A 13,828-nucleotide genomic window follows, 5' to 3' on the forward strand; every position below is an offset into this window, starting at 1 on the left:
CTTAGTCATTTTTTATGTATTTCTTCTTTTAATTAAAGTAGTATTTATATCCATTTCTTTCTCGTCTCTATAAACTCTAACTTTTATCTTATCCCCAGGCTTTTTTTCTTCTAAAAGATCTTTTATATCAGTTGTTTTACTTATTCTACTGTCATCAATGGAAAGTATTATATCTCCTCTTTGAATGCCAAACTTTTCTGCTGTTGTACCCTCAACAACTTCAACTACACCAAGACCAGTTGGTACCTTATAGCTTTTAGCTCTTTCCTCATCTATTAGTATAGTTCTAACTCCTAAAAAAGGTGTTTCAAGTTTTCCATGTTTTACAAGAGCATCAATAATAGGTTTTGCGTCATTAATAGGCATAAAGAAAGAACCACCTTCCGATGTACTTAATTTATTATTTATGATTCCTATTACATTTCCAGCATCATTAATAACAGCACCACCACTATTCCCCTTTGTAAATGCCATATCTGTTTGATATATTCTAAAAGATCTATAATCAACTTTAATTAGCTTATTTGTTGCACTTATCACTCCAACTGTTAAGGAACCTGCAAATTCTTCTCCTAGAGGATTTCCCATTCCTATTACTGTTTCTCCAGCTTTCATAAGATCTGAGTTTCCAAAATCCGCTGCCTTTAAGTTATCTACATCAATTTTTAATACGGCTATATCACTTTTATAATCTTCTCCAACAATTGTTGCATCAACTCTTTTTTCTCCTGATAAAATCACAGTAATATCCTTTAATCCATCTACAATATGCTGATTAGTTACTATGTAACCTCTTTCATCAAAGATAATACCTGAACCAAGACTACCTCCTGAGGCCTCCATCATCCAATTAGTGTGCTTTTTACTTATTCCAACTATTGAAGGTCCAACAGCCTGAGCAACCTTTGTTATATTTCCTTTTAAAGATGTAGCTACAACTTGTTCATTCCTTCTTGGTGCCTCATTATAAGAATTTATTATATGTGAATACTTAGTCAATACAGATTGAGATCCTATAAAACCTCCTACTAAGGATGATAAAACTGATAAAAAAACTATTATACCTATTTTCAAAAGTTTACTTTGGTTTTTTTCTTCAATATATCTAATACCACTTTGCCAACTTGTAGAGTTATTGTCCCTATTTTCATTTTCTTTTATGGTCAAGTTTAGTCCTCCTAACTCTATTTTTATCACTGTTAAAATTATAATCAAGTAATACCATACAAAGCCACATATTAAAATTATATCGATTTTTAGTTAACAAAATATGAATAATTATTAAACATAAATATAACTTAAAAGTTATTTTAAAACACCTAGGGTAAATCTAAATGTATTCCCACTAGGGTCTGATTCCACCCAAATAGTTTGATTATGCTGATTTAATATCTGTCTTGCTATAGAAAGTCCAAGTCCCACACCACCGCCGGACCTTACTCTAGCTTTATCTACCTTATGAAATCTCTCCCATATATATTTAATATCTTCCTTAGGTATAGGCTCACCTGTATTAAATACACTAACAAGTATTCTATCCTCTCTTCGAACAGCACTTACCTCAATTGTTCCACCCTCTGGAACAAACTTAATGGCATTATCAACAAGATTCGTTAAAACCTGATTAAGCCTATCCTTGTCTCCCTTTACTGTAACACCATTTTTCATCAGTATTACATTCATATTTATATTTTTTTGATATATCCTATCTTCAAATTTAATTATGCTATCGCTTATAAATTCATTTAGTTCAAAACTTCCCATTCTCATTGAAAACTCACCTGACTCAAGCCTTGCAAGGTCTAGTAAGTCATTTATAATTCTAATAAGTCTTTTACTTTCTCCATCAACTACCTTTAGATACCTTTCCCACTTTTCTATTGGAATGGTTCCATCTATCATCCCTTCAACAAAACCATTAATTGATGTCATTGGTGACCTTAGTTCATGGGATACATTAGCAATAAAACTTCTTCTCATATTTTCTAAATCTTCAAGGGAATCTGCCATATAGTTAAATGAAACAGCAAGATCACCTATTTCATCATTTGAAACTATATCAACCCTGTTATTAAATTCTCCCTTAGCAATTTGCTTTGCCGTGTTATTTATATTACTTAAAGGTATAATAAGAATCTTCTCCGAAAAGTAATATACTATAAATGCTGAAATCATTATAGCAAAAAATGCTACAACCCATATTACACAAAAAACATTTATAATTGTCCTCTCAACCTCATCAAATGGAGAATGCATAAATACAGAGTATGATACATTATCACTAATTTTAACTGGAAGCCCTACAGTTAAAACATCTGAATTAAAAACATCCTCAAAATCTCCTGTTTTAATTATTTCCTTTCCATCCATTACAGTTAATAAGTCCTTTTTGCTAATTTTTGAACTTATATTATTTTTACTCTCTGGATAATCTAGTGGTTTTCCTATTTCATAACCATAACTATCAAAAACAGTAATCTCACAGTTTAGAAGTCTTTCTATTACAAGAAGCTGAAGCTGCATATCAGTTCTATTTATTTCTCTATTTGCACAATCAATAACAAGACTCTTTATATGATTAGCCTCATTCAAAAGATTAGACTTTTTCTCCTCGTAATAATACTTATAAAACCATATAGATAAAAATACAGAAACTAAAATATATGAAATAACTATGATAATAAAGTATGTACTCATAAGCTTTGAGAAAAGACTTTTCTTCATATTATTTCACCTCAAATTTATAACCTACACCCCAAACTGTTTTAATACCCCACTCTTCATTTTCCTTAAGCTTCTCTCTTATTCTTTTAACGTGAACATCTACAGTTCTTGAATCACCTGGGTAGTCATACCCCCAAACTTTATAAAGAAGCTGATCCCTTGTAAATACTTTATTAGAATTAGATGATAAAAAGTGAACAAGATCAAATTCCTTAGGTGGCATTTCAACTGGATTTCCCTTATATACAACTGTATATGAGTCAGGATCAATTGATAAATCCTTAAACTCAATTGTTCTACTTTGTGCCTGTGGCTTATAACGTCTTAGAACTGCACGAACTCTAGCAACAAGCTCTTTAGTATCAAATGGCTTTACTATATAATCATCTGCACCAAGTTCAAGTCCAAGTACCCTATCAAATGTTTCTCCCTTTGCAGTTAACATAATAACCGGGGTTTGTGAATTTTTTCTAATTTCCTTTAAAACTTCATAACCATCCATCTCAGGCATCATTATATCTAAAATTAAAATATCAGGATTCTTATCCTTAAACATTTCAACAGCATCACGACCATTATGAGCCTTATAAACCTTATACCCTTCCTTTTCAAAGTAAAGTTCTATAAGATCGCAAATATTAATATCATCATCAACAAGTAGTATTTTAGTATCTAGCATAATACATCCCCCATCTTTATATTGTTATTTCCCATTTCTATTTGTTATTTTCCCATTTATAATCGTTCATTTCAACACCATTCTAAATAAACACTTAATTATATTTATAATATATACATATGTTTTAACATAACTTTAATGCAATTTTGCAATATTTATATATAATTTCTTCATTTTATATATAATCTTTTGAATTTTTTCCATGCAATTTCCATTAAATAAAAGATATATGAAATTTTTTTCTATATTTATTGCAATTGAATAACTCTTTATGCTTGTATAATCGATATAGTTTGTGGTAATATTATTAATAGAAAAAATTTGAAAATGGAGGATATGGGGATGAACGTAAAAGAGCATGTAAGTGAAATTTTTGAAAAAGTTGTTAAAAGAAATCCTAATGAATCAGAATTCCATCAAGCAGTTAAGGAAGTTCTAGATTCACTAATTCCTGTTTTAGAAAAGAATCCTGAATATGTTGAACTTGGTATTCTTGACAGAATAGTTGAACCAGAAAGACAAATATTCTTTAGAGTACCTTGGGTTGACGATAATGGAAAGGTTCAAGTTAATAGAGGATTTAGAATCCAATTTAACAGTGCTATAGGACCATACAAGGGAGGACTAAGATTCCACCCATCAGTTAATGCAAGTATAATTAAGTTCCTAGGTTTTGAACAAATCTTTAAGAACTCACTAACTGGACTTCCAATAGGAGGAGGTAAAGGTGGTGCAGATTTCGATCCTAAGGGTAAATCAGAGGGAGAAATCATGAGATTCTGTCAAAGCTTTATGTCAGAACTTTACAGACATATTGGACAATTCACAGACGTTCCTGCTGGAGACATCGGAGTTGGAGGTCGTGAAATTGGGTATATGTTCGGTCAATACAAGAAACTAGCTAACCAATACGAAGCTGGTGTTCTTACTGGTAAGGGTCTAACTTATGGTGGATCACTTGCAAGAAAAGAAGCTACTGGATATGGTCTTGTATACTTTGTTGACGCTATGCTTAAGGATAAGGGTCTTTCATTTGATGGTAAGACAGTTGTTATCTCAGGTTCAGGAAACGTTGCAATTTATGCTACAGAAAAGGCTCAATCACTTGGAGCTAAGGTTGTTGCACTTTCAGATTCATCAGGATACATATATGATCCAAATGGAATCAACCTAGATACAGTTAAAAAGCTTAAGGAAGTTGAAAGAAAGAGAATATCAGAATATGTTAAGGCTCACCCATCAGCAGAATTTGTTGAAGGATGCGGTAACATCTGGAACGTTAAGTGTGATATCGCTCTTCCATGTGCAACTCAAAATGAACTTAATGAAGAGGCTGCAAAGACTCTTGTAGCAAATGGTGTTAAGGCTGTTGGAGAAGGTGCTAATATGCCATCAACTCTTGAAGCTACAGAAGTATTCATTAAAAATGGAGTACTATTTGCACCAGCTAAGGCTGCAAATGCAGGTGGAGTTGGTACATCAGCACTTGAAATGTCACAAAACAGCATGAGATACTCATGGACATTTGAAGAAGTAGACGAAAAGCTACACACAATGATGGTTGATATATACAAAAATGCAAGTTCAGCTGCTAAAGAATACGGTATTGAAGATAACCTAGTAGTAGGTGCTAATATCGCTGGATTCGTTAAGGTTGCTGAAAGCATGAAGGCACACGGAGTTATCTAATTCCTGTAATAGAATTTTTAAATGCTGCTTACGAATGTAGGCAGCATTTTTTATTTGGATTTAATATTATAATACTAATCTATGGAGGTATTTATGGACAATAAAATAGCTGTTATTTATAAATCAAAATATGGAAGTACTAAAAAGTATGCTAAGTGGATAGCCGAGAAGTTAAATGCTGATTTACTTAAATCTGATAATATAAAACCTAATGAACTACTAAAATATAATACATTGATTTACGGTGGGTCACTTCATGCTGTTGGAATTAAAGGGGTAAAGTTAATAACTAAAAATATAAATTTATTAAAGGATAAGAAAATTGCAGTATTTGCAGTAGGCTGTGGACCGGAAAAGCAAGAAAGCATTAAAGCTATATATAATAATAACTTTAAAGACCCATCTACAAAGCAAATCAAACTATTCTACCTAAGAGGATCATTTAACTTTCAAAAACTAGGATTCATAGATAAAATTATGATGAATATGCTTAAATCAAATATCCAAAAGAAAAAAGAACCTTTATCTGAAGAGGAAAAAAACCTAATCGCATGCTACACAAGTCCTAAGGACTGGACAAGTATAGATGCAATAGAACCTATAATTAACTATGTTAATAGTTAATTATTAATGCGATAAGGAATTTATATCTAAAAACTACCAACTAAAAAATTTACCAGTTCTACATCCCTTTACTTAAAATATAATTTATAATACAATATAAGTTATATTTTAATAAGGGGGAAGCTATATGGTTAAATTTTTCTATAAAGCTATTGTCTTCGTTGCCATTGTCTTTGGCCTAATTTACTTCCTTCCAAAATTTGTTCAAGAGGAACTAAATCCTATACTCTTAAGCCAGGAAACAAAGGGCTCTACGACCTATGAAGTTTCAAACTATAAGGAGTATTACGAAGCGATAAGGTTATCAATCAAAAACTTAGAACCTACAATTAATATTGTTTTCAAAGATAATTATCTTAAAAATAATAGAGATAAAGTTATATCAGAGGCTAATGAACTTATAAGAACTCTCGGTCCTGGTAATTACATAAGAAAATATTCTATAATACATAAAAAATCTAATCTATATGAGTTCTACACCATAACCTATAACTATGAAAAAACTATAAGTGAAATCAAGGAACAATCTCAAAAGGTAGATAAGATAACTAAAAATGTAATAAATAAAATAACAAGAGATAATATGAGTGACTATGAAAAGGAGAAGGTAATTCATAATTATATTGTAAAACACACTAGATATGATAACGAGAACTTTCAAAAAAATACAACTCCTATAGAATCTCATACTGCCTATGGTGTTTTTGTTAATAAAAGTGCAGTTTGTGAAGGATATGCTATAGCAATGAAAAAGATGCTAGATGCTGCGAATATCGAATCACTTATTGTTATAGGAAAGGCTGATGGATACGATCATGCTTGGAATCTTGTTAAACTTGATGATGAATGGTATCATGTAGACCCTACTTGGGATGATCCTGTATATACAGTAAACGGTAAAATAGTTGATATATTATCCTATGAATACTTTAACTTAACAGATAAGGAAATGTCAAAAACACACAAATGGGATAAAAAGAATTACCCAAAAGCAACTGCTAAAAAATATAGCATAAAAAACAAAAAGGCTAGCTAAGCTAGCCTTTTTTCTATTGGAATAATGAACTTACTCCAGTGTTTTCATGAATTCTCTTTATTACCTCTGCAAATAATGGTGCAACTGATAAAGACTTAATTTTATCTATTTTCTTTCCATCAGGTAATTCAATAGTATTAAGAACAAGTAGTTCTTTAATAGCTGATTCACTAATTCTATCTATAGCAGGTCCTGAAAGAACTGCATGTGAGCAGCACGCATATACGTCCTTTGCTCCAAGTTCCTTAAGTGCATTAGCAGCATTTGTAATTGTTCCTGCTGTATCTATCATATCGTCTATAAGTATAACGTTTTTATCCTTAACGTCACCTATTACGTTCATAACCTCACAAACATTTGCACGAGGTCTTCTCTTGTCAATTATAGCAATTGACGCATGAAGTTGATCTGCAAACTTTCTAGCTCTTGTAACTGAACCAAGATCAGGTGATACAACAACTACATCATCTTCTACAAGTCCCTTTTCTTCAAATGATTTAGCAAGTATTGGTGCTCCAAGTAGGTGATCTAGTGGAATATCGAAGTATCCTTGTATTTGAGAAGCATGTAAATCCATTGTAAGTACTCTATCTGCTCCTGCTGCTGATATTAAGTTAGCTACAAGCTTTGCTGTAATTGGATCTCTAGCCTTCGCCTTTCTATCTTGTCTTGCATATCCATAGTATGGAATAACTGCTGTTACTCTTCCTGCTGATGCTCTTTTAAATGCATCAATCATAATAAGTAGTTCCATAAGATTGTTATTCACTGGTTCACAAGTTGATTGAACAACAAATACGTCTTTCCCTCTTACAGTTTCATTAATGTTTACACATATTTCTCCATCACTAAAAGTAGCAACTTCAGAATCTCCTAATTTTACTCCTAGAATTTCTGCTATTTCCTTTGCTAATTCAGGGTTTGAATTACCTGAAAATAATTTAATATCTCCACCGTGCGCCATAATATATAATTCCTCCTAAGTTATTTTTTCTTAATTCCTCTTTTTTGTACCCAGCCTTTTTTAATTACGTCTTTGCTACGTCCTATAGCTAAAGCACCATCTGGAACATCCTTTGTTATTGTTGATCCAGCAGCTGTATAGGCATTTTCTCCTATAGTTACTGGTGCAACTAGGTTTGTATTACATCCTATAAAGGCATTATCCTTTACAATTGTTTTATATTTATTTTTTCCATCATAGTTAACAGTTACTGTTCCACAGCCAAAATTACATCCTTCTCCAACCTCTGAATCTCCTACATATGTTAGATGGGATATTTTTGTTCCATTTCCTATTGTAGATTTCTTAATTTCAACGAAATCTCCAATCTTAACATTTTCTCCAATAACACTATCAGGTCTAATATATGCAAATGGTCCAATTTTCGTAGAATCCTTAACTTCACTACTTATTATAACTGAAGATTGTACTTCAACACCATTTCCTATTTTTGCATCTACTATTCTTGTGTTATGTCCTATTATACAGTCTTCACCTATTGTTGTGTTTCCTTCAATAAATGCTCCTGGATAAACTATGGTATCACTTCCAATAGTTACATCTGATTCTATATAAGTTGATAAAGGATCAATTATAGTTACGCCATCAGCCATAAGCTTTTCTAGTATTCTTTCCTTCATCGCAGCACTTGCTGTTGCAAGTTGGTCCCTAGAGTTAACAGCCATAAATTCCTTAAAGCTTGTTTTATATGCTGAAACCTTTTTACCTTCTCCTTTTAGTATTTCAATAACATCAGTTAAATAATACTCTCCCTGTGCATTATTATTATTTATTTTTCTAAGCGCAGAGATTAATTCTTTTATTTCAAAGCAGTAGTTTGAGGAGTTAACTTCAGTGATTTCTCTTTCCTTTTCCGTTGCATCCTTATGCTCTACTATTTTTTCTATTTCACCGTTTTCATTTCTAACTATTCTTCCAAGACCTGTTGGATCAATTGCGTCAGCAGTTAATATTGTAGCTGATGACCCACTTTCAATGTGATATTCAAATACCTTTGAAATAGTTTCCTTAGTTATAAGTGGTCCATCTCCAGCAAGAACTATAACTATTCCATCCTTATCCTTTAGGAATTCTTCACAGCACATTACAGCATGACCTGTTCCAAGCTGTTTATCTTGGAATGCAGTACTAACTTTATTCCCTAGGTGCCCCTTAACAATATCAGCCTTGTGTCCTACAACAACAACTGTATCCTTGGCATTTGCCCCCTTAACAGCATCTATTATGTAATCTATCATAGATTTTCCACAAACTTTATGTAGAACCTTTGGCAGCTTTGACTTCATTCTTTTTCCTTCGCCAGCTGCAAGTATTAAACCATAGCAAGCCTTCATATAAATTGCACCTATCCTTTCAAACTTAAATTATGTAAAACTTTATTATAAACAAATTACCCTAATACTAATAATTCTATAAAAATATGTACTAGAGTATGCTACTCAAATGGATAATTTACCTAATATTTATAGGTTATTACAAACATATAAAATTAATTTCATTAACCTACTTTATTATATTGCATTAGATATTTTAATTCAATGCAAAATGCGGAAAATAGCAAAAAATAAAAAAGGAAGTCTAAGCTTCCTTTTTTTTACTCTTCTACTTGTTCACTATCTGAAGATATTTTTGCCTTTTCATATTCTTCAAGAATAGAATTTTGTATTTTTTCTCTTGTGTCAGTGTTTATAGGATGGGCTATGTCCTTGAATTCTCCCTCTGGAGTCTTTCTACTAGGCATAGCGATAAATAGACCGTTTTGTCCATCAATAACTTTGATATCGTGTACCACGAATTCATTATCAAACGTTACAGAAACTATTGCCTTCATTTTTCCTTCATTTGATATCTTTCTGATTCTAACATCGGTAATTTGCATACCTTAACCACCTCCAAGTCACTTATATATACTATTCTGCATATATGACAAAATTCCTTCTTGAATATTTGTAAAATTTCAAAATATTTTATTTTTCTTTAAACTTCTCTGAAGGTATTATGTTTAGTACACCCTCTTCACCATTTATCTCCTCTAAAGATATCAGTGAAACATATTCATTTAGAACCTTTTTCCCTTCTGGTTGGGCCTCAATTAGGAATCCGACACCTTCTACTGTACAATCAAACTCTTTTAAAAGGTCGATTATTCCAACAGCAGTTCCCCCTGCTTTTATAAAGTCATCTATAAATATACACTTACTCTTAGGCTTAATTGAACGCTTAGAAAGGCTCATTGTTTGAATTGTCTTTGATGACCCTGTTACATAATTGATACTTACTGTAGAACCTTCCGTAACTTCACCGTTTCTTCTTACTATAACAAGTGGCACATTAAGAGCTGTTGCAACAGCCATGGCTATTGGAATCCCCTTCGTTTCAACAGTTATAACATAATCCGCTTCCTTAGATATAAATTTATTTGCAAGTATCACTCCAACCTTATTAACTATCTCAGGTGAGTATATTATGTCATTTATATATAAAAATCCCCCTGGCATAACCCTCGAAGGATCGTTTATTTTTTCACAAACCCCTTTTATAAATTCTATCTCAAAATCCTTAGACATACCAGGAATGTATCTAACCCCTCCTGCTGCTCCAGGTATAGTTTCTATTTTCCCACATTGAAGCATTTCAACAACTTTTTTAACTATTGTAATATCTTCACTTAATGTAGAACGAGCTGCTCCAAAGATTTCTGAAAAATGTCCAAGACTAATTACTGTATTTGGCTTGTCGGAAAGAATTTTAAATATAGCCGCTACTCTTTCCTTACGATGTAATCGTTCCAAAAAATCACTTCCTATTCATAGAATTTAGTATAAAGAAATATGGCAATTAAAAATTCCGTAAATTCAACAGAACTTTTATTAAAATCATACACCTACATTCTAATTTTAAATTATTTATTAATTTTTTTCAAATGCTTTTAAATTATTTATGTGCAAATCTATGCCTATCATCATATATTAATATAATGGCAGCAATATCTATACACTATTTCTTACCCTTAAACATTATATAAATTAATGGTATATTATGATATAATTTCACTAGTTAATTTTTATAATTAAAATAATCAACTTTTAGGAGTGATCTTATGTTTAACTTATATAAAGATGTTAATAAACATGTTCATTTTATTGGAATAGGTGGAATAAGCATGAGTGGTCTTGCTGAAGTTCTACTTTCTAATGGATATAAAGTTTCTGGTTCAGATAGAGATTCATCTACTCTTACAGATAAGCTTGAATCACAAGGTGCCAAGGTATACATAGGGCATAGTGCAGATAATGTAATAGGCTCTGACCTTGTAGTTTACACAGCAGCTATAGCTGAATCTAATCCAGAACTTCAAAAAGCACGTGAATTATCAATCCCTCTAATGGATAGAGCCGAGTTTTTAGGTAGTATCATGAAGGGGTATGAACGAGGCATTGCAGTATCAGGAACACATGGAAAAACAACTGTAACTTCTATGGTTTCTATGGTGCTTCTACATGCAAAGGTAGATCCGACAATTATGGTTGGTGGTGTTTTAGATGCTATAGATGGCAATGTTAAAGTTGGTAAAAGTGATTACTTTGTAACTGAAGCCTGTGAATATAAAAGAAGTTTCTTAAAGTTTAATCCTAATGTTGGGATTATTCTAAACATAGACGCGGACCATCTTGACTATTATAAAGATATTACTGAAATAGAGGATACATTTGTTGACTTTACAAAACTTATTCCATCAAATGGTCTTTTAATAGGATGTGGTGATGACGAGAGAGTAGTTTCTGTTGTAAATCGTGCAAACTGTCCTAAGATTCTTTATGGAATAGATAATGGAAATATTTTAGCTTCAAATATAGAATTTGATGAACTAGGGCTTCCTTCATTTGATGTTCATAAAGATGGAGTTTTCCTAGATAGATTTACATTATCTGTTCCAGGTAAGCACAACGTACTTAACTCTCTATCAGCTATAGCACTTGGAATCTTCCTTGGAATAGATATAAATGTAATTAAAGAAGGTTTAACTCTTTTCCATGGAACACATAGAAGATTCGAGAAAAAGGGAGTTAAAGATGGTGTAGAAGTAATAGACGATTATGCTCATCATCCAGCAGAAATTAAGGCAACTATTGAAGCTGTTAAAAATTATCCACACAAAAAGGTGTATTGTATATTCCAACCTCATACCTATACTAGAACAATAACTCTATTTGATGAGTTTGCAGAGTCTTTCAATGGACTTGATAACCTTGTTCTAACAGACATCTATGCTGCACGTGAAAAAGATACAGGCATAGTTAGTTCTAAAATGCTTTCTGAAGCTGTTAAAAACAATGGGGTTAATTGCACATACATTAAGGACTTTAGTGATATACTTTCATATCTTAAAGGTGAACTTAAAGAAGGTGATCTTCTTGTAACTATGGGTGCAGGAGATGTGTATAAAATAGGTGAAAATTTCTTAAATCTATAAATAAAATTAAAGCTTTAGCCTTCACTTAAAGTGAGGGCTTTATACATAGGAGGTATGTTTATGAATCCAGTTGCTTTTACAATTTTGGGACTTGAAGTTAGATGGTACGGTATTCTTATATCATTTGGCATGATTCTTGGTCTTTTAATTGCTGTATATACAGCAAAGGTAAGAAAGGTTAACTATGATAATATACTTGATGGCCTTATTATTGCAATTCCAGTAGGAATTCTTGGAGCAAGGCTTTATTATGTTCTTTTTAATTTATCATATTATCTTGATAACCCAGGTGACATAATAAATATTAGACAAGGTGGACTTGCAATACACGGTGGTATTATATTCGGACTTTTAGCTGCATATATATTCTGCAGATATAAAAAATACGATTTTCTAGCTCTACTTGATGTAGTTGCACCATCAATAATAATTGCACAGGCACTTGGTCGTTGGGGAAACTTTTTCAACATGGAGGCTCACGGAGGCCCTGTAACTAAGGAGTTTATATCACAATTTCCAGAGTTTATCCAAAGAGGGATGTACATTGGAGGAACTTATTACCACCCAACATTTCTATATGAATCAATCTGGAACATACTTGTATTCTGTATACTAATGTACTTAATTCATAGAGTTCATACTAAGGGAGTTATATTCTTTACATACTTTGGATTATACTCCATAGGAAGATTCTTTATAGAAGGACTTAGAACAGATTCACTAATGGTTATGGGACTTCGAACAGCTCAGATGGTAAGTCTTATAGGAATTATATTATGGATCGGGTATTTAGTTTATGCTTATAAAGTAAATAGACGTTAAATCAAAGTTTTGTGTATAGCAAGGGTGGATAATGTAGATGAATCGACGAGACCTTTCATCTACATTATCCACCCTTTGCTTATGAAACCTTTCCGTCTATTCACAATATAGACATAATACGCATTAAATTCTCATTATAATTTTAATTTATTATTGATTAACCACATTGTTTACCATCAAAGAATCTATTTACATCATTATTTTTATTATCCTTGAAATTTACCTCTGGATAGACAATGTTAGTATAGATATATAAAAAATATTCTTCCTTAGATATATTTTGAGTTATCCACTTACCATCATTTGTTGACTTAACACTAAAAGTATTAGCTTTAAGCCCCTTATTATAACCATACACAGCAACAAAACTATCCTCTGTGCCATCATTTATAAAGTTTAGTACTGCTCCATATAATGGTTTGCTCTCTCCTTGTCTAGCTCCATAAGCTCCTTTATAAAAAGTGCCATTTAGTAATTCTTCAAAGCATTGTAAATACAATTCATCTTTTTTATTCTTTGGAGTACTAAGTATAATTCTATAATTTCGTCCTTTATATGAAAAATTCTTATCTTCCTTTATGCTAATAGGTTGTTGATATGTTTTTTCAAGATATTTATTTATATTAGAGTGCCATATTAAATTACTTCTAAAAAAAGCAATTGTAAGCATAATAAATAAAAATAATATAGCGATTAAGACAGAATGCTTCTTATTACTTACACCTTTATTCATTTAATCACCTCTCCCTTAAGAGT

13 protein-coding genes are annotated in these 13,828 nt (G+C 31.8%); 5 read left to right on the forward strand and 8 right to left on the reverse strand.

From position 1 onward, the window contains the following. Positions 1–12: 12 nt before the first annotated feature. The 3 genes from CLCY_RS05710 to CLCY_RS05720 form a co-directional block, all read right to left on the reverse strand. The gene (locus CLCY_RS05710) at positions 13–1,167 is read right to left on the reverse strand and encodes a S1C family serine protease (protein ID WP_048570163.1); all 1,155 of its coding nucleotides are present in this window, start codon (positions 1,165–1,167) and stop codon (positions 13–15) included. Between the two features lie 138 nt (positions 1,168–1,305). Then, complete coding sequence (locus CLCY_RS05715) at positions 1,306–2,724, reverse strand: sensor histidine kinase (protein WP_048570164.1); 1,419 nt, start codon at positions 2,722–2,724, stop codon at positions 1,306–1,308. A 1-nt stretch (position 2,725) separates the two neighbouring features. After that, positions 2,726–3,403: a response regulator transcription factor gene (locus tag CLCY_RS05720; protein ID WP_048570165.1), complete on the reverse strand. Its 678-nt coding sequence runs from the start codon at positions 3,401–3,403 to the stop codon at positions 2,726–2,728. 342 nt (positions 3,404–3,745) lie between these two features. Between CLCY_RS05720 and gdhA the strand changes: the two genes are divergently transcribed. From gdhA to CLCY_RS05735, 3 genes are all read left to right on the forward strand, one after another. Then, the gene (gene gdhA, locus CLCY_RS05725) at positions 3,746–5,092 is read left to right on the forward strand and encodes an NADP-specific glutamate dehydrogenase (protein WP_152668114.1); all 1,347 of its coding nucleotides are present in this window, start codon (positions 3,746–3,748) and stop codon (positions 5,090–5,092) included. Between the two features lie 93 nt (positions 5,093–5,185). Then, the gene (locus CLCY_RS05730; protein WP_048570167.1) at positions 5,186–5,716 is read left to right on the forward strand and encodes a flavodoxin domain-containing protein; all 531 of its coding nucleotides are present in this window, start codon (positions 5,186–5,188) and stop codon (positions 5,714–5,716) included. Between the two features lie 127 nt (positions 5,717–5,843). Further along, positions 5,844–6,752, forward strand: a complete 909-nt coding sequence (locus CLCY_RS05735; protein ID WP_048570168.1) for a transglutaminase domain-containing protein — start codon at positions 5,844–5,846, stop codon at positions 6,750–6,752. Positions 6,753–6,765: 13 nt separating this feature from the next. On the opposite strand, the gene CLCY_RS05740 is transcribed toward CLCY_RS05735, so the two are convergent. The 4 genes from CLCY_RS05740 to purR form a co-directional block, all read right to left on the reverse strand. Beyond that, on the reverse strand, positions 6,766–7,719 hold the full coding sequence (locus tag CLCY_RS05740) for a ribose-phosphate diphosphokinase (protein WP_048570169.1): 954 nt from the start codon (positions 7,717–7,719) through the stop codon (positions 6,766–6,768). Between the two features lie 17 nt (positions 7,720–7,736). Further along, on the reverse strand, positions 7,737–9,110 hold the full coding sequence (gene glmU, locus CLCY_RS05745; protein ID WP_048570170.1) for a bifunctional UDP-N-acetylglucosamine diphosphorylase/glucosamine-1-phosphate N-acetyltransferase GlmU: 1,374 nt from the start codon (positions 9,108–9,110) through the stop codon (positions 7,737–7,739). A gap of 260 nt (positions 9,111–9,370) precedes the next feature. Beyond that, complete coding sequence (gene spoVG / locus CLCY_RS05750; protein WP_048570171.1) at positions 9,371–9,655, reverse strand: septation regulator SpoVG; 285 nt, start codon at positions 9,653–9,655, stop codon at positions 9,371–9,373. An 88-nt stretch (positions 9,656–9,743) separates the two neighbouring features. Next, positions 9,744–10,568 (reverse strand): pur operon repressor, encoded by an 825-nt coding sequence (purR, locus tag CLCY_RS05755; protein ID WP_048570172.1) that lies wholly within the window; start codon positions 10,566–10,568, stop codon positions 9,744–9,746. A gap of 308 nt (positions 10,569–10,876) precedes the next feature. On the opposite strand from purR, the gene murC reads away from it, so the two are divergent. Then, positions 10,877–12,250, forward strand: a complete 1,374-nt coding sequence (gene murC, locus CLCY_RS05760; RefSeq protein ID WP_048570173.1) for a UDP-N-acetylmuramate--L-alanine ligase — start codon at positions 10,877–10,879, stop codon at positions 12,248–12,250. A 60-nt stretch (positions 12,251–12,310) separates the two neighbouring features. After that, positions 12,311–13,072, forward strand: coding sequence for a prolipoprotein diacylglyceryl transferase (lgt, locus tag CLCY_RS05765; protein ID WP_048570174.1), 762 nt, complete (start codon positions 12,311–12,313; stop codon positions 13,070–13,072). 157 nt (positions 13,073–13,229) lie between these two features. On the opposite strand, the gene CLCY_RS05770 is transcribed toward lgt, so the two are convergent. Beyond that, entirely contained in the window at positions 13,230–13,805 is a 576-nt protein-coding gene (locus tag CLCY_RS05770; RefSeq protein WP_048570175.1) for a hypothetical protein, read from the reverse strand. Positions 13,806–13,828 lie beyond the last annotated feature (23 nt).

It is taken from the genome of Clostridium cylindrosporum DSM 605, from assembly GCF_001047375.1.
Taxonomy (GTDB): domain Bacteria; phylum Bacillota; class Clostridia; order Clostridiales; family Caloramatoraceae; genus Clostridium_AB; species Clostridium_AB cylindrosporum.